Below are 23,841 nucleotides of genomic sequence, written 5' to 3' on the forward strand. Positions count from 1 at the left end.
CGGCCGTTGCACAACCGGCCACCGGCCGGCAAAGCCACTTGCCGCGAGCTTCGCGGACCGGCTCGCGGAGAGCGGTCTCGATCGGCACAACACGAATAGATGCCGAAACTTTCAACTAACTTTCGAAAATTCGTGTTTCGTTTCGGAACACTTCAATGCCTCAGCGCAACCGGTCAATCATACTCACGACTTACGAATGCTTACCGTGCAGCCATTTTTGCAAGGTCGTGCCTATTGCTACCGGCTTTCGCCCGATCAGACACGCGCGGGCTTACAAAGCAAACGGCCCGGCGGGAACAACCTGCCGGGCCGTTTTTTCTACTGCGCCGCAATCCAGGCCGTTCGATGTATCGACCCGTCGCTTGCGCTTACTGCACGACCTTCGCGCCCGATGCCGCTGCCGGTGCTGCCGCCGGTGAGGCGCTCGTCGTAGCGGCCTCGTTCGAGATCCCGCCATTCTTGTCGACCGGAATCTTCACCGTACGGACCACCCCATTGCCGAGCGGGAAATCGGCCAGCGCGCTGCGCGCCAGATAAGGCATGGCTCTCACCAGCGACGATTCGTCGTCGGAGCTACGCGCCGTCACGTTATAAACCTCCTTGCCGCTAGCACGCTCGGTGATCCGCACGCCGAGCAGATGCGTGAAAATCGGGTAGCTCTGGTTCACGTATGCCGTCGGATACGGTCCCCATGGACCCCACGGGCCCCACGGATCGAACGGCCGGCCCCAGTACGGCGACGGCCACGGGCTGTAATACACCGGCTGGGCGACTGTCACCATGTCCGAACGAATCCCGTACGACAGCCCCACCAGGTAGCGCGCCGCTGAAGCGTCGACCTGACGGAATGCGTGCGTGGCGAGTTCGTTGCCGACGATACGTTCGTAAGTAGTGAGTTCGAGGTTGCTCTTCTGATCCGCCGGCCGCGTGAAGGCATACGTGCGGGTGGCGTCGCTGCCGCTCCAGTCGGAAAACGCCGTGACCTGGGAGGTCACGTAGCTCGTGCAGCCGGATAGCAGCACCGTCAGCGCGCCCAGCAGCAGCGCGGCATGGCGGGTCCATCGATTGGTTTTCATGGTCTACCTCGTGTTGCCTGTTATTGCCAGTCCTTGCCAGTCCTGATCGGGTTCGTTAGCGCGCAGCCGTTGCCGCGCGGGCGTCCGATAATACGCTGACCTGGCGATTCGGTAAAAAGTTCGAGCCGCACGATCGGCCGAGCCTTTGTACAATGGCTCGACAAGCCCGGCTCGCGCGCCATGAGCACGCGTGACGGCTCGAGTCCCATCACTACAGAACGCCATGGCCGATACCGCAACGCCCAATGTGATCCGCCGCGCCGACTACGCGCCGCCCGCCTTCCTGATCGACACCGTCGCGCTGGAGTTCGATCTGATCCCCGAACGCACCGTCGTCAGGAACACGATGCGGGTGCGCCGCAACCCGGACGCGGCCCGCGCTTCGAATCTCGAACTGATGGGCGAACAACTCGAGTTCGTCAGCGCCGAGATGGACGGCGCCGCGTTTGCCAACGCGCATGCGCACGAGCACGGCCTCACGCTCGAGAATGTGCCGGATCACTTCGAACTCACGCTCACCAGCATCTGCAATCCGGCGGAAAACACCACGCTGTCGGGCCTGTATGTGTCGGGCGGCAACTTCTTCACGCAGTGCGAGGCCGAGGGTTTTCGCCGCATCACCTATTTCCTTGATCGCCCCGACGTGATGGCGACCTTCACGGTCACGCTGCGCGCCAGCAAGGCCGACTATCCGGTGCTGCTGTCGAACGGCAATCTGCTCGAAGAAGGCGATCTGCCGGACGGCCGCCATTTCGCCCGCTGGGAAGACCCGTTCAGGAAGCCGAGTTATCTGTTCGCGCTGGTCGCGGGCAAGCTGGTTGCGCTCGAAGAACGCGTGACGAGCGGCTCGGGCAAGGAAAAGCTGCTGCAGGTGTGGGTCGAACCGCACGATCTGGACAAGACGCGTCACGCCATGGATTCGCTGATCAACTCGATCCGCTGGGACGAGCAGCGTTTCGGGCTGGAACTGGATCTGGACCGCTTCATGATCGTCGCGGTGAGCGACTTCAACATGGGCGCAATGGAGAACAAAGGGCTCAACATCTTCAACACGAAGTACGTGCTGGCGAACCCCGAAACGGCAACCGACACCGACTTCGCGAACATCGAGGCGGTGGTCGGTCACGAGTATTTCCACAACTGGACCGGCAACCGCGTGACGTGCCGCGACTGGTTCCAGTTGAGCCTGAAAGAAGGCCTGACGGTGTTCCGCGATCAGGAATTCTCGGCCGACATGGCAGGCGGCGCGACCGATGAAGCCGCACGCGCCACCAAACGCATCGAAGACGTGCGCGTGCTGCGCCAGATGCAGTTTGCCGAAGACGCGGGTCCGATGGCGCACCCGGTGCGCCCGGAAAGCTACGTCGAGATCAACAATTTCTACACAATGACGGTCTACGAAAAAGGCTCCGAAGTCGTGCGGATGTATCAGACGCTGTTCGGCCGCGACGGCTTCCGCAAGGGCATGGACCTTTACTTCAAGCGTCATGACGGGCAGGCGGTAACGTGCGACGATTTCCGTCACGCGCTCGCCGACGCGAACGGCCGCGATCTCGCGCAATTCGAGCGCTGGTACAGCCAGGCCGGCACGCCGCGCGTCTCGGTTCGCACCCGGTACGACGCCGCGCAACAGCGCTACAGCGTGACGCTCACGCAATCTTATGGCGACGCAGCGCCGGCCGCGCGTGAAACACAAAAGGGGCCGTTGCTGATTCCGTTCGCGATCGGTTTGATCGGCAACGACGGCCACGACCTGCCGGTGCAACTGGAAGGCGAAAGCAAAGCTTCGGACGCCACCACGCGCGTACTGGAATTCACGCAGACCGAGCAGACCTTCACGTTCGTCAACGTCGCGCAGGAACCGCTGCCCTCGTTGCTGCGCAATTTCTCGGCGCCGGTGATTGTCGAATACGACTATTCAGCCGAACAGCTCGCGTTCCTGCTCGCACACGACAGCGATCCGTTCAACCGCTGGGAAGCCGGCCAGCGGCTCGCCACCCGCGAGTTGCTGACGCTCGCCGGGCGTGCCGCCACCGGCGTGCCCCTGCAACTCGACGACTCGGTTGTCGACGCGTTCGCCCGTGTGCTGACCGACGAAACGCTCTCGCCCGCTTTCCGCGAGCTGGCGTTGATGCTGCCGTCGGAAGCCTATCTGGCTGAGCAGATGGCCGAATCGAACCCGGCTGCCGTGCACGCCGCGCGGCAATTCGTGCGCAAGCGCCTCGCGAATGCGCTCAGGAAAGACTGGCTTGCGCTGTACGACAAGCACCGCACGCCGGGCGCCTACGAAGCCACGCCGGAGGCTTCCGGTCATCGCGCGCTGAAGAATCTTGCCTTGTCGTATCTGGCGGAACTGGACGATCCGGCTGAAGCCGTGCGTCTCGCGTCCGCGCAATATGACACCGCCAACAACATGACCGACCGCTCTGCGGCGCTCTCCGCGTTGCTCAATGCATCGGCCGCGAATGGCGGCAGCGTTCAGGCGCAGGAGGCGCTGGACGACTTCTACCGGCGCTTCGAAAAGGAGCCGCTCGTCATCGACAAGTGGTTCGCCTTGCAAGCCACGCAGCGCGGCAGCGCGCAGCGTCCGGTGATCGAGACCGTGCGCAAGCTGATGACGCACCCGGCGTTCAACCTGAAGAATCCGAACCGCGCGCGTTCGCTGATTTTCAGCTTCTGTGCGGCAAACCCGGCGCAGTTCCACGCCGAAGACGGCTCGGGCTACGCGTTCTGGGCCGACCAGGTGATCGCGCTCGACGCCATCAATCCGCAAGTGGCCGCCCGCCTCGCCCGTTCGCTGGAACTGTGGCGCCGCTTCACGCCGGCGCTGCGCGACGGCATGCGCGCGGCGCTGGAGAAAGTGGCGTCACAGGCGAAGTCGCGCGACGTGCGCGAGATCGTGGAGAAAGCGTTGGCGTGAGGCTTATCTGACGGCGCTGCTGAACGCGCTTCTGAAGACGCTTCCCGCAGCAAAAAGCCGGCACGTGTTGCCGGCTTTTTTTCGTCCTGAATTTGCGCCGTGGCGCGGCATTACAGTGCTCGACGTTAGCCGTCTGGACGACTATTCGTATCGACTCGGCAGGGTGAAAGTAAACGCATTCATTTAACGGTTTACGTTTAACGCACCGCGTTATATCATCCCATGATCACGACATTCGGCGACAAGGCTACGGCAGCAATCTTCCACGGCAAGTTCGTGCATTCACTGCCGCTCTACATGCAGGCGCTCGCACGCCGCAAGCTGCTGATGATCGATGCCGCGGAGTCCATCCGCAGCCTGCATGCGCCGCCGGGCAACCGGCTCGAAGCCTTGCAAGGCCAGCGCAGCGGGCAGTGGAGCATTCGCATCAACGCGCAGTGGCGCATCTGTTTTCATTTTGTCGACGGGGAGGCGCTGAATGTCGAAATTGTCGACTATCACTGATTATTGGGAGACCACCATGGTCATCAAACGCTCCGATCTGGGCAGTATCGACTTCTCCGACATCGGCACGGGAGAAAGCATCCCGGAGACTCACCCGGGGGAGATTCTGCGCAGCGAGTTCCTCGAGCCGCTCGGCATGTCCGTCAATGCGCTCGCACTTGCGCTGCGAGTACCGGCGCCGCGCATCAACGACATCGTGCGCGGCAAACGCGCCATCTCGGCTGACACCGCACTGCGGCTCGAACGCTACTTTGGCGCGAGTGCGCCGTTCTGGCTAAATCTGCAGATCGCGTACGACCTGCGCGTCGCCACCGCCGCGGCCGGCGAGCAGATCGAACGCGAGATCGAGCCGATGCCCAGGGCGAACCGGCCGAAACTGCCGAAAGTCTCGGCCGAACACGCCCGGGCGGCGGCGCTTGCGGCGAGCCTCACAGGCAATGTCACGGCCATCAAGGCTCGCCGCAAAGCGTGAATTCACGGGCCTTTGCAGGGTCCGGTAGCACCGTCGCCGGTTCTTGCACCTCAAAAGCACGGAACCGACACGGCGAGCGGTTAAAATCGAGACATTCCTCAAGCCTTCCCGGAGTACAGCAATGGCTTTGCAACGTCGTACCACTCTCACAAAGTACCTGATCGAGCAGCAGCGCGAGACCAACAACCTGCCGGCCGACCTGCGCCTTCTGATCGAAGTCGTCGCGCGCGCATGCAAGGCGATCAGCTACCACGTCAGCAAGGGCGCGCTGGGCGACGCACTCGGCACGGCTGGCAGCGAGAATGTTCAGGGCGAGGTGCAGAAGAAACTCGACATCCTGTCGAACGAAATCCTGCTCGAAGCGAATGAATGGGGCGGCAACCTCGCGGGCATGGCGTCCGAGGAAATGGAACAGTTCTTCCCGATCCCGGCCAACTACCCGAAGGGCGAATACCTGCTGGTGTTCGATCCGCTCGACGGCTCGTCGAACATCGACGTCAACGTGTCGATTGGCACGATCTTCTCGGTGCTGCGCTGCCCGGACGGCCAGCAACCCACCGAACAATCGTTCCTGCAACCCGGCACACAGCAGGTCGCGGCAGGCTATGCGGTTTATGGCCCGCAAACGGTGCTGGTGCTGACCACCGGCAACGGCGTGAACTGCTTCACGCTCGACCGCGAATTGGGTTCGTGGGTGCTCACGCAAAGCGATATGCGCATTCCGGTCGAGACGCGTGAATACGCGATCAACGCATCGAACGAGCGCCACTGGTATCCCCCGGTCGAGAAATACATCGGCGAGTTGAAGGCGGGTAAGGAAGGTCCGCGCCAGAGCGACTTCAACATGCGCTGGATCGCGTCGATGGTGGCCGATGTGCACCGTATCCTGAACCGCGGCGGCATCTTCATGTACCCGGCCGACAAGCGCACGCCGGACAAGCCGGGCAAGCTGCGCCTGATGTATGAAGCGAACCCGATGGCATTCATCGTCGAGCAGGCGGGCGGCGCCGCGACCAACGGCGAGAAGCGCATTCTGGACATCCAGCCGAAGAGCCTGCACGAGCGTGTGGCGGTATTCCTCGGCTCGAAGAACGAAGTCGACCGTGTCACCCGTTACCATCTGGAAGCAAAAAAGTAATCGCAGGGGCTTGCCAAGTTCGTAAAAGAGTCCCTATAATCTCGTTTCTCCTGATGCCGGAATAGCTCAGACGGTAGAGCAGCGCATTCGTAATGCGAAGGTCGGGGGTTCGATTCCTCTTTCCGGCACCACAAGATTCAAGCAAAAAGCCCAGTCCTCGTGACTGGGCTTTTTGTTTTCTGTCGCGGCTTTGCGAGATTCGCGGAGTCTACCCGCCAAAGTCCCATCGGTCGCATCGCGCAGTCATGCCAAGATTGCGAGCGACCACTGCATCTGCAACGATCAGGTTCTCAGCCGGCTTCGTGTCATACGCCAACACCGCTTCCTGCGGCGCTGACGGAAACCACGATATCCGGCCGGCACACTCGATTCCGACCTGGCGTCCTTGCCAGTAGACAGCGTTTTCCATGGTGAACTCTCTGAGGGGCGAAGACAGCCATCTTCCGCGCGAGGCGCGGTGCGTCCGTTAGCCAGCGCACCGTACGCCGTGGATCGCTGCCACAACCATAGGCGGCGCGGCGCGCCCTCACCGGCCCACGGCGCAATTCGCTACTAAAATGGCGCGGAATCTCTATTGAAACTCGCGCTTCTCCTTCAGGAAATCGATCAGCGCGCGCAATTTGAAGGGCATCTGCACGCGGCTCGCCGTGTACAGATAAAAACCCGGGAAGCTTGGACACCATGCGTCCAGCACACTCACCAGACGACCATCCGCGAGTTGCTCCTTCACGTAGTCGTCGATCACATGAAGGAGGCCCACGCCCTGCTCTGCCGCCCTCACCATCGTACGCAGATCGTTAGTGACCAGACTCCCGCGCGTCTCGACTTCGAACACGCGCGACGCATCGTCGGGCGGCGCGAACTCCCATCGATAAATACCGCCGCTGGTCGAGAAGCGGTAGCGCAGACAATCATGAGCCGCGAGATCGGCCGGCGTCGCCGGTACCGGGTAGCGCTCGAAGTAAGCCGGTGAGCCAGCGACGGCAATGCGGATAGCGCCGCCCAGCGGCACCGCCACCATGTCCTGCGCGACCCGTTCTCCGAGCCGGATGCCCGCGTCGAAGCCTTCGCCGACCATGTCGGCGAAACCATCGTCGAGTGTCAGGTCGAGGCGGATCTGCGGATAACGTTGTGTGAACTCCGCCAGATGCGGCAGCACCAGCATCTCGCTCGCGACCCTCGGCAAATTAATGCGCAAGGTGCCAGCAGGCTGATCGCGGGTTTCATCGAGCGCCTCAAAAGCGGCTTCCAGCTCACCCAGCGCAGGCAGCACACGAGCGAGGAATTGTGCGCCCGCCTCAGTCAAGGCGACACGCCGGGTGGTCCGGTTGAAGAGGCGCACATTCAGCTGCGTCTCGAGCGAGCGAATGCTTTGCGACAGCGCCGACGCCGTCACCCCGTATTCAGCAGCCGCTCGCGTGAAGTTGCCGTGACGCGCCACGCACACAAACGCCGTTAAGGCCGGCAACTGGGCTGGATCCATCTCGATCTCCATTATTAAGCCGCACTTCACAATGCTTGCAGACAGAGGTCATTTTTCCAAGTAAAAAATCAGCGCACGATTACTCCATCGATTCAACTCTTCCCGCCTGATCACTCAAGGAGACTGACATGACGATGGACCGCTACAACCTGCTCGGCCGCTCGGGCCTTCGCGTAAGCCCGATCGCACTCGGCACGATGACCTTCGGCACCGAATGGGGTTGGGGCGCGGAGGAACAATCGGCGCAACGCCTGTTTGACCTGTATGTGGATGCCGGCGGCAACTTCATCGATACCGCCGATCTGTACACCGAAGGCACCAGTGAAAAATGGCTGGGCAAATTCGTCGCGGCGCGCGGTCTGCGCGACCGGCTGGTGATCGCCACCAAGTACGGCTACAACGCCGAGACCGGCAATCCAAACGCGGGCGGCAACCACCGGAAGAATCTGCTGCGTGCGCTCGACGGCTCGCTTAAGCGCCTGGGCACCGACTACATCGACCTGTACTACCTGCACACATGGGACCGCGTCACCCCGGTCGACGAAGTGATGCGCGCGATGGACGACGCGGTGCGCGCGGGCAAGATCCGCTACGTCGGCCTGTCGGATACGCCCGCGTGGTTCGCCGGACGCGCGCAGACGTTGGCTGACTGGCGCGGTTTCGAACCCGTCGCGGCCATGCAACTCGAGTACTCGATGATCGAACGCAACGCCGAAAACGAATTCGCGGATCTCGCCGCCAATCTCGGCATGGGTCTCGTGCCGTGGAGTCCGCTAGGCATGGGGATGCTGTCGGGCAAATATCGTCCGTCGCAAAGCGGAGCGGCAAACGCCATTTCCGGCGACGGGCGTCTTGCGAGCCTCGCGAGCGCACCGCCGCCGGGATTCGACAAGCTGACCGAGCGCAACTTTCGCATCGTTGCGGAACTCGAGGCCGTTGCGAATCTGGCAGGACGGCCGATGGCTCAAGTCGCGCTGAACTGGCTGCATCAGAAGCGCGGCGTGTCGAGCATCATTGTCGGCGCGACCCGGCCGGAACAGTTGCAGGAGTCGCTTGGCTCGCTCGATTTCACGCTCGCTCCGGAATTGGCCGCACGGCTCGATGCCGTTTCGGAGCCTGCCCGTCCGTTCCCGTACTACATGTTTGCGGACGGCCATCAGGCGCGGATTCACGGGCAGGTCGAAGTCGCCGACAAATCCGCAGCCTACTCAGCACCTGTGAAAATTCCAGCGCCGAAAGCGTAAAAATCATCCGATGCAGGCGCCGCGCTTCTTCGAGGACGCGGCGCCTTTTTATTTGCGAAAAATAACCTGAAAAAACACTCCCGATCGTCAACGAATTCGGGCAATCGTTCGTTTACCAACAAATGAGGGGCTGAATGACCGCACTGAACGAATCGGTAATTAACGAACGTTCGGCCTAACGCAGAGAAAATCCTTCCAATGCGGCAGTGCACAAAAAGCACTGCCATTTGTTCATATGCTTACAGTTGAACAGACCATACTGTGATGCAATGGAGATAATGAGCGGAAGGCGCGCGGGGCAAGGCTGAGGAGGGCACGGCGGAGATATCGGACTGCTTTGTTTGACGGCGGCGAATTCGGCCGGATGCAGTCAACCAATAAATTCTATTCAAACATTCCGCTCCCGTGTCGGCCTGTACCGTTAAAGCAACACAAACATCTGAGCCGCATCAGACGCTGGTGTAAAACGGGGACCGAGGCAGATAATCGGTTTGTAAAGGAGAAAGATCATGGATGCCAAACCACCGAAGATTCCGACCCCGGATAAAGTCTTTAGCCCGGATCCGGAACCCGCTGGCGTCGAGTTTTTGGGTGCCGAACTGCCTGAGCACGTTCGCGCATTTTTCGACGAACAACGTAAGTCGTGCGACTCGAAGTAATTGGGCTGTGGCGCGATGCAGCATCTGCGTCCGCGCGTTCGGCGCGCGGTGACGGTTTGCACGCGCCCCTACGATTGTCTGTTGCCGCTTGCGCGGCGCGGGTTACGCCTGCCTGATCGCGGCGCCTGGCACATGTGGCCTGGCGCCTTGTTAGCGCACGTCTCTGACGGGCGTCTTTGAATAGCTGGTCGCTTGCTGGTCGTTTGTTGCAATCGATCGGCACGTCAGCCTGAGCCCGCCCGGCCTACCTACCTAATCCCGCTTAAGCCCATTTGACCGGCGCATCGTCTATTCTTCTGGTTTTTCTTCTGCGGCCATCCGGTCACTCCCCTCTTCGATGAATCGCTCGTATCGCTTTGGAGCGTCATGTGCGCTCGCTTTATTCACCGCAATCGCGCTGGTGCCCACTCCCGCCGTTGCGGATGGCGACGACACCGCGCTGACCAGCTTGATCGCCCTGGCATCGCAGCGTCTCGCGCTCGCGGAACCGGTGGCACGCTGGAAGTGGGCGAACCATCAACCGATTACGGATACGCCACGCGAGAACGCGCTGCTCGCCGACGTCGAAAAGCGTGCCGTCGCGGCGAACGTCGATCCGGCGTTTGCACGCGCCTTCTTCCAGGATCAGATCGACGCCAGCAAGGACGTGCAGAACGCGCTGTTTGCCAACTGGCGTAGCACGCGCCCGCCCGAAGGTCCCGCGCCCGACCTGGCCACCAGCACGAGGCCGCAGTTGGACCGGTTGACGCAGTCACTCGTGGCCGGACTCGCGCGCGTGCAGCCGCTGCGCACGGCGCAGGATTGTCCGTCGCGCGTGGCACAGTCGCTCGCCAACTGGAAATCGCTGACGCGCTACGACTCGACCCGCTCGAGCGCGTTGACGCGCGCGCTCGGCCATGTGTGCGAAACAGGTGGAGTCGGTGCGACGGGCTAGTCGCTCTGTGCGGTCTGCGCGGCCGGATCGGGGCCTCAAGTAACTCACATTCGGCCACCGCCCTACAGGCGGATTGCACCCGTATCAAGCAAAGGGACACCGCTGGGGAAACCCTGCCTTAAGCCAGAGTCGCCACCGGTATGCCGTTCGAAACGCTCAACGGCATCACACGCAAGCCGCGCGCAAGATGACTTTGCAGAAGCCGATAGGTCGACAACTCGAAGGGGCCAGTCACGCTCGATGCATGCAGTGTCGCCGCCTGCGCGAGCGAGGGCGCATGCCCGAGGTAATGCCACCGGTCGACAACGTGAAAAGCGCGTGCGTGCGACGCTTCTTCACGCTCCTCAAATACGACCGGACCTTCGAACGGCCAGGGCGCATCCACCGGATCGCTCTTCGTGACGCGCGGCACGCGGTTATGGCCGGGACGCAGTGTGGCGATCAACTGTGCCTCCGCGAGCATGGCACCCAGTTCACCGCCTGTCGCACGCCATTCGACCCGCCGCACTTGCTGCGCGAGCCGAATGTCCTTCGACGAACGTCGCTCGCCCGTCAGATGTGAGCGTAGCCGCTGACGCACGCGTACGCTTCGTCCGACATACAGCGGGAGGTCGTCTTCTCCATAGAAGGCATACACGCCGCACCCCGCCGGTGCGGTATCGAGCAGGTCTTCGGTGATGTCGCCCGCAAGCCGGTAGCGCCGTGTGGTGCGTTCGATCTGCGCTTGCAAAACCTCTAATGGCACGAGACCGCCGTGCAGACGCTGCCAGAACTGCCAGATCAGATCGGCGTCGGCCAGCGCGCGGTGACGATCGGACGGAACGAGGCCATGACGCTCCACCAGCGCGTCGAGTCCATGGCGTTTTTCCGCCGGAAACAATGCGCGCGACAGCCGCACCGTGCACAGCACATCCGGATCGAACGCCAGGCCGGCCCGGCGAAACGCTCCGCGCAGAAAGCCGCGGTCGAAACTCGCGTTGTGCGCTACGAAAAGTTTGCCATTCAGGCGTTCGAATAGAACCGGGGCGATGGCATCGAACGTCGGCGCACCTCGCACCATCGCGTTCGTGATGCCGGTCAGTTGCTGAATGAAAGAGGGAATCGGTTGCTGGGGGTCGACCAGGCTGCTCCAACGCGATACGCCGGCCGGCCCTATTTCAACCACCCCAACTTCGGTGATGCGATGTTCGCTGGTCGAGCCACCGGTGGTTTCAAGGTCGACGAAGACGATCGGCATAGCCAGAGCCGACTCTGGCACAAACTGTTCAGACATGGAAAAGGATACTTTGGACGCGTGGCTTTGCGGCAAGTATGCACCAGTTAGCCGCCTCGCACCCACCCCGTATTGCTTTGCCTTGGGTGCCACGCGTTGCAAAGACTGCATTTCGCACGATCCCTGACCCGCTCAGCGCTGCGCATTATTATATTTTTATGACTCCGGCTTGAAACTCCGGCTTAAAAACTTCGGGAGACACCACTTTACCGCCCGTATAACCTCATATATTTAATACGAACCAGATAGTTAATAAAATCAGGCACGTCGACATAATGAACGAATGTAAAAAAGCCTTCGCATCTGGCGAAGGCTTTTGGGGCGATCAGGATCACACTGCCCTGAGGCACGCGCAGAGCCGCGCGCGATTTACAGCGGCTGGATGTTCGCCGCCTGCTTGCCCTTCGGGCCCGCCTTAACCTCGAAGGAAACGCGCTGATTCTCCTTCAGCGACTTGAAACCTTCGGAGCGGATCTCCGAAAAGTGCGCGAACAGGTCTTCGCCACCCGAATCCGATGTAATGAAGCCAAAGCCTTTAGCATCGTTGAACCATTTGACGATACCAGTTTCCATATTCCAGTTTCCCTCGAGGTTTATCAAAATGGGCACGTTGCCCTCAAGCCGCACTTCATTGCCATTACGTCCGCGACAGAACATTTCAGAAGGCCTGCACAATCAGATCCGGCGATTGAAATTCAGCATTGCCGTTATACGGGGAACGAAGAATTACCGTCAAGCGAATTTTTCATATGCCCTTAGTACAGGTCACGATAATGCGATGCCGGATGAATCAAAATCACAGCAGCATAGTCAGCGAAAACCGGACAATCTTTCAAGTCAATATTACTTAATCGGTGCCAGATACTGGCAATATCGGCAAAAACTTCTCCCGCCAATGAAAATATGTAACAAGACATGTTTTTGGTAAGTGTTTATCCGAGTTGTTGCGCTGCACTCATCGCCGCATGATGGAAACCAGTAGCGAGAAGTAATTCGCTTCAGGGGAGATTACTATGCTGTTCAATGAATTCCGCCGCCTTATTACCTGGCTCACCCAACCGCATCAGCCGCGCGCCAGCACGGTTCCCGCTCAGTCTGAACCGGCCGCCACGTCACCTTCAGTGTTCGAATTTGATCCGATGTGGCATGGGGACCATTGGCAAAACTTGTTGTCGTCACCCATGGACGCACGCCGCTATGTGATGGAAGACTGGAGCATCTCAACCTTGACCGACTGGAGCGAAGTGGACAACGCCGCGCCAGCACACTGACTGGCGCCCGCGAAGCCATAACCAGCGAGCAAAAAAAAGCGCGACTGGGAAGTCGCGCCGACAAAGGTTTGGAGATCTTTTTCGTCAACGAAAAAGTCTGCTTCGGAAAGCAGAACTTTCAGTATAGCGGTTTAAACGCAATCGATTATTCGCATAATTAACAACCATCTGTTTCCATAGCAACAACAATCCTTTTTTGTATGATTTATCGCGTTGTTTTTTTGCATCGATTACTGTCGCAAATGAACAACGCAACTCCGTCAATTCGCTTCCCACTCCCCATCAATAGCGCTGAAAGCCTTTATCAGTAAGGCTTAAGCGGAATTCGTCCATCATTTCACATCCAGTAATACTTTATTGCGAAATTCGGAATGCGCGCTTTTGTGAGCGTCTCTTTACACTCTGCCTAACCGGAAACCGGCGCGTTTGGAGTACAACGCGTTTCTCATGCGGATTTCGCCTCTCGCTGCGCCCGCGTGAAGGTCTCCTTAAGCCTGGGTTCAAAAAGCCCACTCTAGCTCACGGAGTTACAAGATGAAGAAGACACTCATGGTCGCAGCCCTCACGGGCGTTTTTGCAACGGCAGCACATGCCCAGAGCAGCGTCACGCTGTATGGCTTGATCGACGCCGGCATCACTTATACGAATAACCAGCACGGTCACAGCAACTGGCAAGAAACCAGCGGTTCGGTGAACGGCAGCCGTTGGGGCTTGCGTGGCGCAGAAGATCTTGGCGGCGGTCTGAAGGCCATCTTCACGTTGGAAAACGGCTTCGGCATCAATGACGGCACGCTGAAACAAGGCGGCCGCGAATTTGGCCGTCAAGCGTTCGTCGGCCTGTCCAGCGATCAGTTCGGCTCCGTCACCCTCGGTCGTCAATACGACAGCATGGTCGACTACGTGGGTCCGCTGGCGCTTACCGGCACGCAATATGGCGGCACGCAGTTCGCCCACCCGTTCGATAACGACAACCTCAACAACTCGTTCCGCGTCAACAACTCGGTCAAGTACCAGAGCGTGAACTACGGCGGCTTCAAGTTCGGCGGCATGTACGGTTTCTCGAACCAGGCTGACGGCTTCGCCAACAACCGCGCTTACAGTGCGGGCGCTTCGTACAACTGGGGCGGCCTGAATATCGCTGCTGCTTACTTGCAACTCAACAGCAATGGCGCGACTGGCGCAGCGGCAGCGTTCAATTCGGGCGGCGCGGTTTCGAGCGACAACACGTTCTTCGCGGGCCGCCAGCAAACCTGGGGCGCGGGTGCTAACTATGCATTCGGCCCGGCTACCGTCGGTCTCGTGTACTCGCAAACGAACCTGTCGGGTCTGGCTGGCATCGGCGCCGGCGCGTCGGGTCAAACCGGTGGTATCGGCGGCTTCGGTGGCAGCAGCGCTCACTTCCAGAACTTCGAAGCTAACGCTCGCTACGCGCTGACGCCGGCAGTGAGCATCGCCGGTTCGTACACGTACACCCGAGCAAGCCTTGCTGGCACACGCCCGCACTGGAACCAGTTCAACCTGCAAACGGCGTACGCGCTCTCCAAGCGCACGGACGTCTATCTGCAAGGCGAATACCAGCAAGTCAACGAGAACGCTGTTGTCGACGCCGACATCAACGGGCTGGCCGCTTCTGGCAACAACAAGCAGGTCGCCGTGACCGCAGGTCTGCGTCACCGCTTCTAAAGCGGTCGGCAATCGCCGCAGTATCCAAGGCGCCGTTCGCGGCGCCTTTTTTATGTCGCCACGAAAGTTCGCTTAGCCAGCGGTATCGGGCGGCGGATACTTAACGTCCAGAATGTCGATGGACTGGGGGCCGGCCGGGGTGTACAAGGTCACCGTATCGCCGATCTTTGCCTTGAGCAGCGCCCGCGCGATCGGCGAAATCCAGCTCACGTGGCCAACGTCCAGGTCGACCTCGTCGACACCGACGATCGTCACGGTATGCACCTCGCCGTCTTCCGTTGCATATTCGACGGTCGCGCCGAAGAAAACCTGATCGACGTTTTCCTGCTTGCTGCTATCGACTACTTCGGCAATATCGAGTCGCTTGGTCAGAAAGCGGATCCGCCGATCGATCTCTCGCAGACGACGTTTGCCGTAGATGTAATCGCCGTTCTCCGAGCGGTCGCCGTTCGAGGCCGCCCACGACACCAGTCTGACCACCTCCGGCCGCTCGACATCGATCAGATGTAGCAGTTCATCACGCATGCGCCGGTAGCCGGCGGGCGTGATGTAGTTTTTCGTACCCGGTGGGATTTCGGGCTGCGCGACGTCGAGGTCGTCGTCATTCTCTTCACTCGACTCTTTGACAAAGGCCTTGTTCATGATGATCCGGTAACCGCAGCAAACGACTGCCTATCAAGGGTACACGATCAGGGCAATGAGACAAATCGCAGTTACATGCTTCCCTTTTTCAAAACCTTTGCTATAATCTCGTTTCTGCGTGCGGCTGTAGCTCAGTTGGATAGAGTACTTGGCTACGAACCAAGGGGTCGTGGGTTCGAATCCTGCCAGCCGCACCACTTATTCGAGGGCCTCCCTCCGGGGAGGCCCTATGTTTTACTCCGATTGTTTTATCCGGATTTATGCGCAGTTTCACTGAAACTGGCGTCATCTGTTTAGCGTGCGGCTGTAGCTCAGTTGGATAGAGTACTTGGCTACGAACCAAGGGGTCGTGGGTTCGAATCCTGCCAGCCGCACCACCTATAAGGGCCTTCCGATCGGAAGGCCCTTTGTTTTTGCGTGACCGGTTCTGCTATCGTCACGCCCCGCGGCCAGGCTTTTGCTTTTGCGCCCGGGCCAGCATCACGGCAACTATCGCGGCGCCGACTGAATATCACCGATCTGCCCATCGGGAGTCGGTATATCTTCAAACGAACTACCCACCGTGTCCTCGCCAATTGGCCGCGCACGCTCGCCGGTGACCGCCTGCTCCTGGCGCAACACGTCGCCCACACTATCGCCGAAGCGACTTTCCACGAACGCCCGCAGTAGCGCGATCTGCAGCGAGTCTCCGCGCCCTTCCACGGTTCGATGGCCGCCCTCGAATTCCGCGATGCAATGCGCCGCACCCCGATCGGTCCGCTCACGCACCTCCAGCCGTTGCGTACGTTCCAGCACCGCAGCGGCTGCTTCCCATGACCTGGACGGCGTAAAACGGCCGTCCCATGACCGGCCACGGTCAATGCCGCGAATCGAGACCGTTTCGCCGCTGTCGGTAAAGTAGATTTCGCGCACGAAGTCGTGCAGGCTGCGGGCGACCCAATAGTCGAGCGCCACGCCGGTGAGGTCAGCTACGTTCATAAGGGTTCTCCCTGAAGAACAGATGAGACTTACCGACGGCAGATGCGTTCGCGGTCTCAACGAAGGCGCTGCCCGGCGCCACCCGTGGGGCGCTCAGACGTCCGCTGCGAGCAGCTTCAGCCGGCCACAGATCAGTAGTCCGCCCGCTCGCGGTCGATCCGCATCCCGCCGTCGTGACGGTGATGCCCCTCATCGCTCGGCCGTTCGCGCGCGATCCGCATCACGTCCGGATTTGTCCGCACGCGGCGCATGACATTGGCGAGATGGACACGATCGCTCACCTGGATCACGAAACGCAGCACCGTGGATTCCTGCGACAGATCTTCGTCCATCGCGATGTGGACGATGTTCGCATCCGCCGACGTGATGTCGGCCGCCACACGGGCGAATACGCCCTTGGTGTTCTTGACCAGCACCTTCACCGCGACGTCGAACAGACGCCCCGGCTGCGGCGCCCATGCAACATCGATCCAGCGGCCCGGGTCGCGCTTGTGGATGCGCTGCGCGACGCGGCAATCGGTGGTGTGGATCGCCATGCCGAGGCCAATGCCGATATAGCCCATGATGTCGTCGCCCGGGATCGGACGGCAGCATGCGGACAACTGTACTGACATGCCTTCGGTGCCCGTGATAACGACCGGCGGCGCATGCGGCGCTGTGCCGTCGCGCGAACCGTCGTCGTCCGCGTCGCGGCCGCTCATCAGCACTTCGATACGCTTGGCCATGACCGCGGCGACACGCCGGCCGAGACCGATATCCGCGAAGATTTCCTGACGGTTCTTGTTGCCCGTCCACTGCACGAGCTTTTCCCACGCTTCCGGCGTCACGTCCGACAGCGCCAGCCCGTAGCCCTTCAGCGCCTGGTCGACAAGACGTTCGCCGAGCTGGACGGACTCGTTCAGGCGCATCGTCTTCAGATAATGGCGGATTGCCGAACGCGCCTTGCCGGTGCGCACGAAACCGAGCCACGCCGGATTCGGCTTCGAGTACGGCGCCGTGATCACTTCAACAATGTCACCGCTCTTCAACTCGGTGCGCAGCGGCAGCAGTTCGTTATTGATCTTCACGGCGACGCACTGGTTACCCAGGTCGCTGTGGATCGAATATGCAAAATCGAGCGCCGTGGCGCCGCGCGGCAGCGCCATGATCTTCGACTTGGGCGTAAACACGTAGACCGCGTCCGGGAACAGGTCGATCTTGACGTGCTCGAGGAATTCGCTGGAATCGCCCGCTTCGCTCTGGATGTCGAGCAGCGACTTGAGCCACTGGTGCGCGCGCTTCTGCACGTCGTTCAGATCCGCGCCGCCGTTCTTGTACAACCAGTGTGCCGCGACGCCCGCTTCGGCAATCTCGTGCATCTTGCGCGTGCGCACCTGGAACTCGATCGGTGCACCGAACGGGCCGACCAGCGTGGTGTGCAGCGATTGATACCCGTTCACCTTCGGGATCGCGATGTAATCCTTGAACTTGCCCGGCACTGGCTTGTAGAGCGCATGCAACGCGCCGATGCACGTGTAGCACTCGAGCGCGCTTTCAACCACCACGCGGAAGCCGTACACGTCGAGCACCTGCGAGAACGACAACTGCTTGTCGCGCATCTTCTTGTAGATACTGAAGATGGTTTTCTCGCGGCCGGTCACTTCGGCGTCGAGCTTCGCGTCGGCAATCGCGCGCTGCACCGACTCCAGAATCTTGCCCACCACTTCGCGCCGGTTGCCGCGTGCGGCCTTGACGGCCTTTTCGAGCGTGGCGTAGCGATGCGGGTTGAAGTTCGCGAAGCTCAGGTCCTGCAGCTCGCGATAGGTATTGTTCAGGCCAAGCCGGTGGGCGATCGGCGCATAAATGTCTAGCGTCTCGCGCGCCACGCGGCGGCGTTTCTCGTGCGGCACCGCACCGAGCGTGCGCATGTTGTGCAGCCGGTCGGCGAGCTTCACCAGAATCACGCGGACGTCGCGTGCCATCGCGAGCAGCATCTTGCGGAAGTTTTCCGCCTGCGCCTCTTCGCGATTGCGAAACTCCATCTTGTCCAGCTTCGACAACCCGTCGACCAGTTCCGCGACCTTCGCGCCGAATCGCTCGGCGAGTTCGGCCTTGGTCACGCCCTGGTCTTCCATCACGTCGTGCAGCAGCGCCGCCATGATCGACTGGGCGTCGAGATTCCAGCCGGCGCAGATTTCCGCGACGGCGACAGGATGGGTAATGTAGGGTTCGCCGCTCTGCCGATACTGGCCGAGGTGGGCTTCGTCGCTGAAATGGAACGCCGCCTTGACGTCCTTGATCTCTTCCGGCTGCAAATAGCCGGACAGAGCGGAGGTCAGTTTGGCGATCGAAACGACGTCATGCCGGCGCGGTTGCTCCGGCGTGGCGGTCGGCCCGAACAGATGGCGAAACGACTGTTCGAGGACCGCGTCGATGTACTTCCGTGCGGACGAGGGCGAGTCAGCGTCGTGTTCCACTTCCGTGGCGGTGGGCGGGGTCGTACTCATGTTCGCCTCCGTAGCGGTTAGGGTTGGACGCCGGTCTGCACGGTGATGCAATTACGTGTAGCAAATAGACCTGGCAAATACAGGCAATCGAAAACCGAACAGTGCGCCTTAAACCGGCACCTTCTTCAGCATTTCGACGCCAACCTGGCCGGCTGCGATTTCGCGCAGTGCGACGACGGTGGGCTTGTCGCGGCTTTCGATCTTCGGCGTGTGACCTTGAGCGAGCTGACGCGCGCGATAGGTCGCGGCAAGCGCGAGTTCGAAACGGTTCGGGATCTGTTTGAGACAGTCTTCGACGGTAATGCGGGCCATGTTGGGTTCCTTCTCAGTATGTCGCTTATTCTACCTTATGTGCTCGAACCATCGCCGCGTTCACGCGTGCGGCAGGTGGATGCCGAGCTGCACGAAAAGCTGCGTGTGGCGCGCGTATTGCGAGGCGAAGCGCGAACGCGTCGCGGCCACGAGGCAGCGCAGTTCACCGAGCGCGCGATCGAAGCTGTCGTTGATCACGACGTACTCCGCTTCGGCCGCGTGCGCCATCTCGCTGCCGGCCGCGAGCAAACGGCGCGTGATCACGTTCGGCTCGTCCTGGCCACGCTTTTTCAAACGCTCTTCGAGCGCCTCGAGCGACGGCGGCAGGATGAAAATTTCCACTGCGTTGTGAAACTGCTTCTTGACCTGTTGCGCGCCTTGCCAGTCGATTTCGAGCAGCACGTCATGGCCGCTTTTCATCTGCTCTTCGATCCACACGCGCGACGTCGCATAGTAGTTGCCGTGCACTTCCGCGCTTTCCAGAAACTCGCCGGCCGCGTGACGGGTCAGGAAATCGTCGACCGTCGTGAAGTGATAGTGCTCACCATCCTGCTCCTTCGGACGCGGAGGGCGTGTGGTATAAGAAATCGACAGACGGATCGCGTCGTCGCCGGCGAGCAGCGCGTTCACGAGCGTCGACTTGCCCGCGCCCGAAGGCGCGACCACCATGAACAGGTTGCCGGGATAAGCACCGGCGTAAGGGTTGCGCGGTGCGCTGGTTTCGCGTGTGTGGTCGGTCATGTTCTCGGGGCTCCTGCCTTACTCCAGATTCTGTACTTGCTCGCGCATCTGTTCGATGAGCAGCTTCAGGGTCATCGACGAATCGGCCAGTTCCTTCGCGGCCGCCTTCGAGCCGAGCGTGTTCGCTTCGCGATTCAGCTCCTGCATCATGAAGTCGAGGCGCTTGCCGACCTTGCCGCCCTTCTCGATCACGTGACGCGTTTCGTTCAGGTGAGCCGTGAGACGCGACAATTCTTCGGCAATGTCGATGCGAATGCCATACATCGTCACTTCCTGGCGAATCCGCTCGTTGATTTCCTCACGCGAGACGATCGTTGCCGCCGTATCGGGCGCGGCAATACCAAGCGCTTCCTGCAGACGTTCGACGATCTTCTGCTGATGCTTGGCGATCAGTTCCGGCACCAACGGTGTGATCTTCGTGACGATCGCTTCCATCTCGGTGACGTTGGCGAGCAGCATGGTCGCCAGTTGCGCGCCTTCACGGGCACGCACGTCGATCAGATCGGTAATCGCCTGCTTGCCGCAAGCAAGCACCGCGTCGCGCAACACTTCCGGCGCCACGCCGGTTTCGGCCAGCACGCCAGGCCAGCGCAGAATTTCGCCGGTGCGCAGGCGCCCTGCTTCCGGAAACGTCGACAGCACGGTGCGCTCGAGCAGCGCGAGTTGCGTCAGCGCATCGCGATTGACCGAGCCCGCGTTGGCCGACTGTTCGCTGCGCTGCAGGTTGATACGAATATCAACCTTGCCGCGCGAAAGTTTGTTCATCAGCATTTCGCGCAGCGTCGGTTCGCAGACGCGCACGTCTTCCGGCATCCGGAAGTTCAGATCGAGAAAGCGCGAGTTCACCGTGCGCAATTCGACCGATACGCTCACACCGCCGGTGCCCGAGGCCGCGACGAGTTCGCGCGTGGCGCTCGCATAGCCAGTCATGCTGTAGATCATCGTATTTCTCGCGATTGTGGCCATGCGTTTTGACGATGGCCGGAGAGTCGAATCGCCCGGCGTGTACGAGACGCGGGGCGGGGAATCCGCATTATCCCATTTTTACCGGCAAGGCCCTTTATACGCGGGCCGCCGCCTGCGCCGTGCGACTGCGCTGAGAGCCCCGGCGCAGGCGGCTGCCCGCCCGGCCACCAGGCCGCCCCGCGCCCGGCGCGATCGGCGGTAAAATCGCGCTTTCCCTCCCGCTTTTCTTCCAGACCGATCCCAACATGACCAACGACACCCAACGCCCCAGCGGCCGCCAGGCCAACCAGCTGCGCGACGTGCGCATCACGCGCCACTACACGAAGCATGCGGAGGGCTCGGTGCTGGTCGAATTCGGCGACACCAAGGTCATCTGCACGGCGAGCATCGCCGAGAGCGTGCCGTCGTTCCTGCGCGACCGCGGCCAGGGCTGGCTGACCGCCGAATACGGCATGCTGCCGCGCGCCACGCATACCCGCAGCGACCGCGAAGCCGCGCGCGGCAAGCAAACTGGCCGCACGCAGGAAATCCAGCGCCTGATCGGCCGCGCCTTGCGTTCGGTATTCGATCTCGAGAAACTTGGTGCGCGCACGCTGCATATCGATTGCGACGTGATCCAGGCCGACGGCGGCACGCGCACGGCCAGCATCACCGGCGCGTTCGTTGCCGCGCATGACGCGGTGGCAAAGTTGCTGGCCGCGGGCCGCATCGAAACTTCGCCGATCACCGATTACATCGCGGCGATTTCGGTCGGCGTGTATGACGGCCTGCCGGTGCTGGACCTCGACTACGACGAAGACTCGCAATGCGACACCGACATGAACGTGGTGATGACGGGCGCGGGCGGCTTCGTCGAAATTCAGGGCACCGCCGAAGGCGCGCCGTTCTCGCGCGACGAAATGAATGCGCTGCTCGATCTGGCAAGCGACGGCATCAACACGCTGATCGCGAAGCAGAAAGAAGCATTGGAGCAGAAGAGTGAGTGAAGGTCGTCAAGACAACGGCGGGGTTGCGTCTGACTCGCCGTTGAAGAAAGTCGTGCTGGCGTCGAACAACGCGGGCAAGCTGCGCGAGTTCGCGGCGCTGCTTGGTGCGGCGGGCATCGAGCTGATTCCGCAGGGCGAGCTGAACGTGCCGGAGGCTGAAGAGCCGTATCCGACTTTCGTCGAAAACGCGCTGACCAAGGCGCGTCACGCGGCAAAGCTGACCGGCCTGCCCGCGTTAGCCGACGATTCCGGCTTGTGCGTACGCGCACTGCGTGGCGCCCCCGGTGTTTACTCTGCACGTTATGCGCAGCGCGCCGGCGGCGAAAAGAGCGACGCGGCGAACAACGCACGGCTCGTTTCAGCGCTGGCCGGCGAAACCGATCGTCGCGCGTATTACTACTGCGTGCTGGCACTCGTGCGTCATGCGGACGATCCCGAGCCGCTGATCGCCGAAGGCCGCTGGCACGGCGAAATGCTGGATGCGCCACGCGGTGGGCATGGCTTCGGCTATGACCCGTACTTTTTCCTGCCGTCGCTGAAAGCAACCGCCGCGGAACTCGAACCGGCCGTGAAGAACGCCAGCAGCCATCGCGCGATTGCGTTGCGCCATCTGCTCGCTCGGCTGACGGAGGAAGCGTGATTCCGATCAAACCGGCGCCTGCCGACATCGGCAACGGCGTCATCAAGGCTTTCACGTCGCCGGGCAGTATTCGCCTGACGTCGTTGCCGCCTCTGGCGCTGTATGTGCACTTTCCGTGGTGCGTGCGTAAATGCCCTTACTGCGATTTCAACTCGCACGAGTGGAAAGGCGACACGTTTCCCGAAGCCGAGTATCTCGATGCGCTGCGCGCCGATCTGGAGCTCGCGCTGCCGCTCGTGTGGGGGCGTCAGGTCCACACGGTATTCATTGGCGGCGGCACGCCCAGCCTGCTGTCGGCTGCCGGGCTCGACCGCATGCTGTCCGACATCCGCGCGCTGCTACCGCTCGACGCCGATGCGGAAATCACGCTCGAAGCCAACCCGGGTACGTTCGAAGCCGACAAGTTCGCGCAGTTTCGCGCGAGCGGGGTGAATCGCCTGTCGGTGGGCATCCAGAGTTTCAATGAAGCGCATCTGAAAGCGCTTGGCCGGATTCACGATTCGACGCAGGCACGCCATGCGGTGGAAGTGGCCGCGACCACCTTTGACAACTTCAACCTCGATCTGATGTTTGCCCTGCCGGGGCAAACGCTCGCACAATGTCAGGCAGACGTGGAAACAGCGTTGTCGTTCGCGCCGCCGCATTTGTCGCTGTATCACCTCACGCTCGAACCGAACACGCTGTTTGCCAAATTCCCGCCGGCGCTCCCCGACGACGATGCTTCCGCCGACATGCAGGACTGGATTCACGAACGCACAACGGCCGCCGGCTATGAACGCTATGAGGTATCCGCGTATGCGCAGCCGCATCGGCAGAGCAAGCACAATCTGAACTACTGGCGCTTCGGCGATTATCTCGGCATCGGCGCGGGCGCGCATACCAAGCTGTCGTTTCCGAACCGCGTGCTGCGTCAGATGCGCTACAAGCATCCCACCACGTTCATCGAGCAGGCCAAAGCCGGCACCGCTGTGCAGGAAGAGCACGAGGTCGGGCCGCGCGATCTGCCATTCGAGTTCATGCTGAACGCGCTGCGGTTGGTGGAAGGGTTTCCGGTACATCGATTTATCGAGCGTACGGGAATGTCGATGACCTCGATCGAGCCGGCTTTGCAGGAGGCGGAACGGCGCAAGCTGATCACGCGCGACCACGAAAAGATCGCCCCGACGCCGCTTGGCCAAGCCTTCCTGAACGATCTGCAAGCGCTGTTTCTGAAGGATCCGCAGTAATTGCAGCGCCGCTGAGCCCCGCAACGGGGATTTTTCAGGTTACAATTTCGGGCTTGGAGGTGTGGCCGAGCGGTTTAAGGCACCGGTCTTGAAAACCGGCGAAGGAGTGATCCTTCCGTGAGTTCGAATCTCACCGCCTCCGCCAGACACTCAACGAAAAACGGGCCGCTCGGCCCGTTTTTTATTTCCGGCCACCGAATAACCTGT

The 23,841-nt window shown here is 61.0% G+C and carries 22 protein-coding genes and 4 tRNA genes; 16 read left to right on the forward strand and 10 right to left on the reverse strand.

Annotated features, from left to right (window positions below; all coding sequences use genetic code 11):
• Window positions 1-368: 368 nt before the first annotated feature.
• The gene (locus tag HWX91_RS03360; protein WP_028200136.1) at window positions 369-1,076 is read right to left on the reverse strand and encodes a DUF4136 domain-containing protein; all 708 of its coding nucleotides are present in this window, start codon (window positions 1,074-1,076) and stop codon (window positions 369-371) included.
• A gap of 223 nt (window positions 1,077-1,299) precedes the next feature.
• On the opposite strand from HWX91_RS03360, the gene pepN reads away from it, so the two are divergent.
• From pepN to HWX91_RS03385, 5 genes are all read left to right on the forward strand, one after another.
• Window positions 1,300-3,996, forward strand: coding sequence for an aminopeptidase N (pepN, locus tag HWX91_RS03365; RefSeq protein ID WP_028200138.1), 2,697 nt, complete (start codon window positions 1,300-1,302; stop codon window positions 3,994-3,996).
• 222 nt (window positions 3,997-4,218) lie between these two features.
• Window positions 4,219-4,500, forward strand: coding sequence for a type II toxin-antitoxin system RelE/ParE family toxin (locus HWX91_RS03370; RefSeq protein WP_028200139.1), 282 nt, complete (start codon window positions 4,219-4,221; stop codon window positions 4,498-4,500).
• Between the two features lie 16 nt (window positions 4,501-4,516).
• Entirely contained in the window at window positions 4,517-4,972 is a 456-nt protein-coding gene (locus HWX91_RS03375; RefSeq protein WP_028200140.1) for a HigA family addiction module antitoxin, read from the forward strand.
• A gap of 121 nt (window positions 4,973-5,093) precedes the next feature.
• Window positions 5,094-6,110 carry a class 1 fructose-bisphosphatase gene (locus HWX91_RS03380; protein WP_028200141.1) on the forward strand — a complete coding sequence of 339 codons (1,017 nt, stop codon included), beginning with the start codon at window positions 5,094-5,096 and terminating at the stop codon, window positions 6,108-6,110.
• Window positions 6,111-6,165: 55 nt separating this feature from the next.
• Window positions 6,166-6,241: transfer RNA gene (locus tag HWX91_RS03385), tRNA-Thr, on the forward strand.
• A gap of 440 nt (window positions 6,242-6,681) precedes the next feature.
• Here the strand turns inward: HWX91_RS03385 and HWX91_RS03390 are convergent.
• Entirely contained in the window at window positions 6,682-7,593 is a 912-nt protein-coding gene (locus HWX91_RS03390) for a LysR family transcriptional regulator (protein ID WP_244143992.1), read from the reverse strand.
• Window positions 7,594-7,721: 128 nt separating this feature from the next.
• Between HWX91_RS03390 and HWX91_RS03395 the strand changes: the two genes are divergently transcribed.
• From HWX91_RS03395 to HWX91_RS03405, 3 genes are all read left to right on the forward strand, one after another.
• Window positions 7,722-8,837 carry an aldo/keto reductase gene (locus HWX91_RS03395; protein WP_028200144.1) on the forward strand — a complete coding sequence of 372 codons (1,116 nt, stop codon included), beginning with the start codon at window positions 7,722-7,724 and terminating at the stop codon, window positions 8,835-8,837.
• A gap of 509 nt (window positions 8,838-9,346) precedes the next feature.
• Window positions 9,347-9,496 carry a hypothetical protein gene (locus HWX91_RS03400; RefSeq protein WP_028200145.1) on the forward strand — a complete coding sequence of 50 codons (150 nt, stop codon included), beginning with the start codon at window positions 9,347-9,349 and terminating at the stop codon, window positions 9,494-9,496.
• A gap of 337 nt (window positions 9,497-9,833) precedes the next feature.
• Window positions 9,834-10,430: a chorismate mutase gene (locus HWX91_RS03405; RefSeq protein ID WP_028200146.1), complete on the forward strand. Its 597-nt coding sequence runs from the start codon at window positions 9,834-9,836 to the stop codon at window positions 10,428-10,430.
• A gap of 118 nt (window positions 10,431-10,548) precedes the next feature.
• Here the strand turns inward: HWX91_RS03405 and HWX91_RS03410 are convergent, their stop codons facing one another.
• Window positions 10,549-11,703, reverse strand: a complete 1,155-nt coding sequence (locus tag HWX91_RS03410; RefSeq protein ID WP_028200147.1) for an exonuclease domain-containing protein — start codon at window positions 11,701-11,703, stop codon at window positions 10,549-10,551.
• A 369-nt stretch (window positions 11,704-12,072) separates the two neighbouring features.
• Window positions 12,073-12,276, reverse strand: a complete 204-nt coding sequence (locus HWX91_RS03415) for a cold-shock protein (RefSeq protein WP_028200148.1) — start codon at window positions 12,274-12,276, stop codon at window positions 12,073-12,075.
• A 440-nt stretch (window positions 12,277-12,716) separates the two neighbouring features.
• Here HWX91_RS03415 and HWX91_RS03420 point away from each other — a divergent pair, with 440 nt between their 5' ends.
• Together HWX91_RS03420 and HWX91_RS03425 are read left to right on the forward strand one after the other, a co-directional pair.
• Complete coding sequence (locus HWX91_RS03420; protein WP_028200149.1) at window positions 12,717-12,974, forward strand: hypothetical protein; 258 nt, start codon at window positions 12,717-12,719, stop codon at window positions 12,972-12,974.
• Window positions 12,975-13,508: 534 nt separating this feature from the next.
• Window positions 13,509-14,657 (forward strand): porin, encoded by a 1,149-nt coding sequence (locus HWX91_RS03425; RefSeq protein ID WP_028200150.1) that lies wholly within the window; start codon window positions 13,509-13,511, stop codon window positions 14,655-14,657.
• Window positions 14,658-14,729: 72 nt separating this feature from the next.
• Here the strand turns inward: HWX91_RS03425 and greB are convergent, their stop codons facing one another.
• Window positions 14,730-15,299: a transcription elongation factor GreB gene (gene greB, locus HWX91_RS03430; RefSeq protein ID WP_028200151.1), complete on the reverse strand. Its 570-nt coding sequence runs from the start codon at window positions 15,297-15,299 to the stop codon at window positions 14,730-14,732.
• Between the two features lie 120 nt (window positions 15,300-15,419).
• Between greB and HWX91_RS03435 the strand changes: the two genes are divergently transcribed.
• Together HWX91_RS03435 and HWX91_RS03440 are read left to right on the forward strand one after the other, a co-directional pair.
• A tRNA-Arg gene (locus tag HWX91_RS03435) sits at window positions 15,420-15,496 on the forward strand.
• Between the two features lie 103 nt (window positions 15,497-15,599).
• Window positions 15,600-15,676: transfer RNA gene (locus HWX91_RS03440), tRNA-Arg, on the forward strand.
• A gap of 112 nt (window positions 15,677-15,788) precedes the next feature.
• On the opposite strand, the gene HWX91_RS03445 is transcribed toward HWX91_RS03440, so the two are convergent.
• The 5 genes from HWX91_RS03445 to HWX91_RS03465 all read right to left on the reverse strand — a co-directional run bounded on the left by HWX91_RS03445 (window position 15,789) and on the right by HWX91_RS03465 (window position 20,758).
• A complete protein-coding gene (locus tag HWX91_RS03445) occupies window positions 15,789-16,277 on the reverse strand; it encodes a phage protein NinX family protein (RefSeq protein WP_028200152.1) in 489 nt (162 codons plus the stop codon).
• 131 nt (window positions 16,278-16,408) lie between these two features.
• Complete coding sequence (locus HWX91_RS03450; protein WP_028200153.1) at window positions 16,409-18,763, reverse strand: RelA/SpoT family protein; 2,355 nt, start codon at window positions 18,761-18,763, stop codon at window positions 16,409-16,411.
• 108 nt (window positions 18,764-18,871) lie between these two features.
• A complete protein-coding gene (gene rpoZ / locus HWX91_RS03455; RefSeq protein ID WP_006025620.1) occupies window positions 18,872-19,075 on the reverse strand; it encodes a DNA-directed RNA polymerase subunit omega in 204 nt (67 codons plus the stop codon).
• Between the two features lie 60 nt (window positions 19,076-19,135).
• Complete coding sequence (gmk, locus tag HWX91_RS03460; RefSeq protein ID WP_028200154.1) at window positions 19,136-19,816, reverse strand: guanylate kinase; 681 nt, start codon at window positions 19,814-19,816, stop codon at window positions 19,136-19,138.
• Window positions 19,817-19,834: 18 nt separating this feature from the next.
• Window positions 19,835-20,758 (reverse strand): YicC/YloC family endoribonuclease, encoded by a 924-nt coding sequence (locus HWX91_RS03465; protein ID WP_028200155.1) that lies wholly within the window; start codon window positions 20,756-20,758, stop codon window positions 19,835-19,837.
• Between the two features lie 269 nt (window positions 20,759-21,027).
• Between HWX91_RS03465 and rph the strand changes: the two genes are divergently transcribed.
• The 4 genes from rph to HWX91_RS03485 all read left to right on the forward strand — a co-directional run bounded on the left by rph (window position 21,028) and on the right by HWX91_RS03485 (window position 23,779).
• Window positions 21,028-21,768 carry a ribonuclease PH gene (gene rph / locus HWX91_RS03470; protein WP_028200156.1) on the forward strand — a complete coding sequence of 247 codons (741 nt, stop codon included), beginning with the start codon at window positions 21,028-21,030 and terminating at the stop codon, window positions 21,766-21,768.
• The gene (rdgB, locus tag HWX91_RS03475; RefSeq protein WP_028200157.1) at window positions 21,761-22,408 is read left to right on the forward strand and encodes an RdgB/HAM1 family non-canonical purine NTP pyrophosphatase; all 648 of its coding nucleotides are present in this window, start codon (window positions 21,761-21,763) and stop codon (window positions 22,406-22,408) included. Before rph ends, rdgB begins: the two co-directional genes overlap by 8 nt.
• The gene (gene hemW, locus HWX91_RS03480) at window positions 22,405-23,634 is read left to right on the forward strand and encodes a radical SAM family heme chaperone HemW (RefSeq protein WP_028200158.1); all 1,230 of its coding nucleotides are present in this window, start codon (window positions 22,405-22,407) and stop codon (window positions 23,632-23,634) included. Before rdgB ends, hemW begins: the two co-directional genes overlap by 4 nt.
• A 55-nt stretch (window positions 23,635-23,689) precedes the next feature.
• Window positions 23,690-23,779: transfer RNA gene (locus tag HWX91_RS03485), tRNA-Ser, on the forward strand.
• Window positions 23,780-23,841: the final 62 nt, after the last annotated feature.

Source organism: Paraburkholderia fungorum, assembly GCF_902833645.1.
In the GTDB taxonomy this organism is placed as follows: Bacteria; Pseudomonadota; Gammaproteobacteria; order Burkholderiales; family Burkholderiaceae; genus Paraburkholderia; species Paraburkholderia fungorum.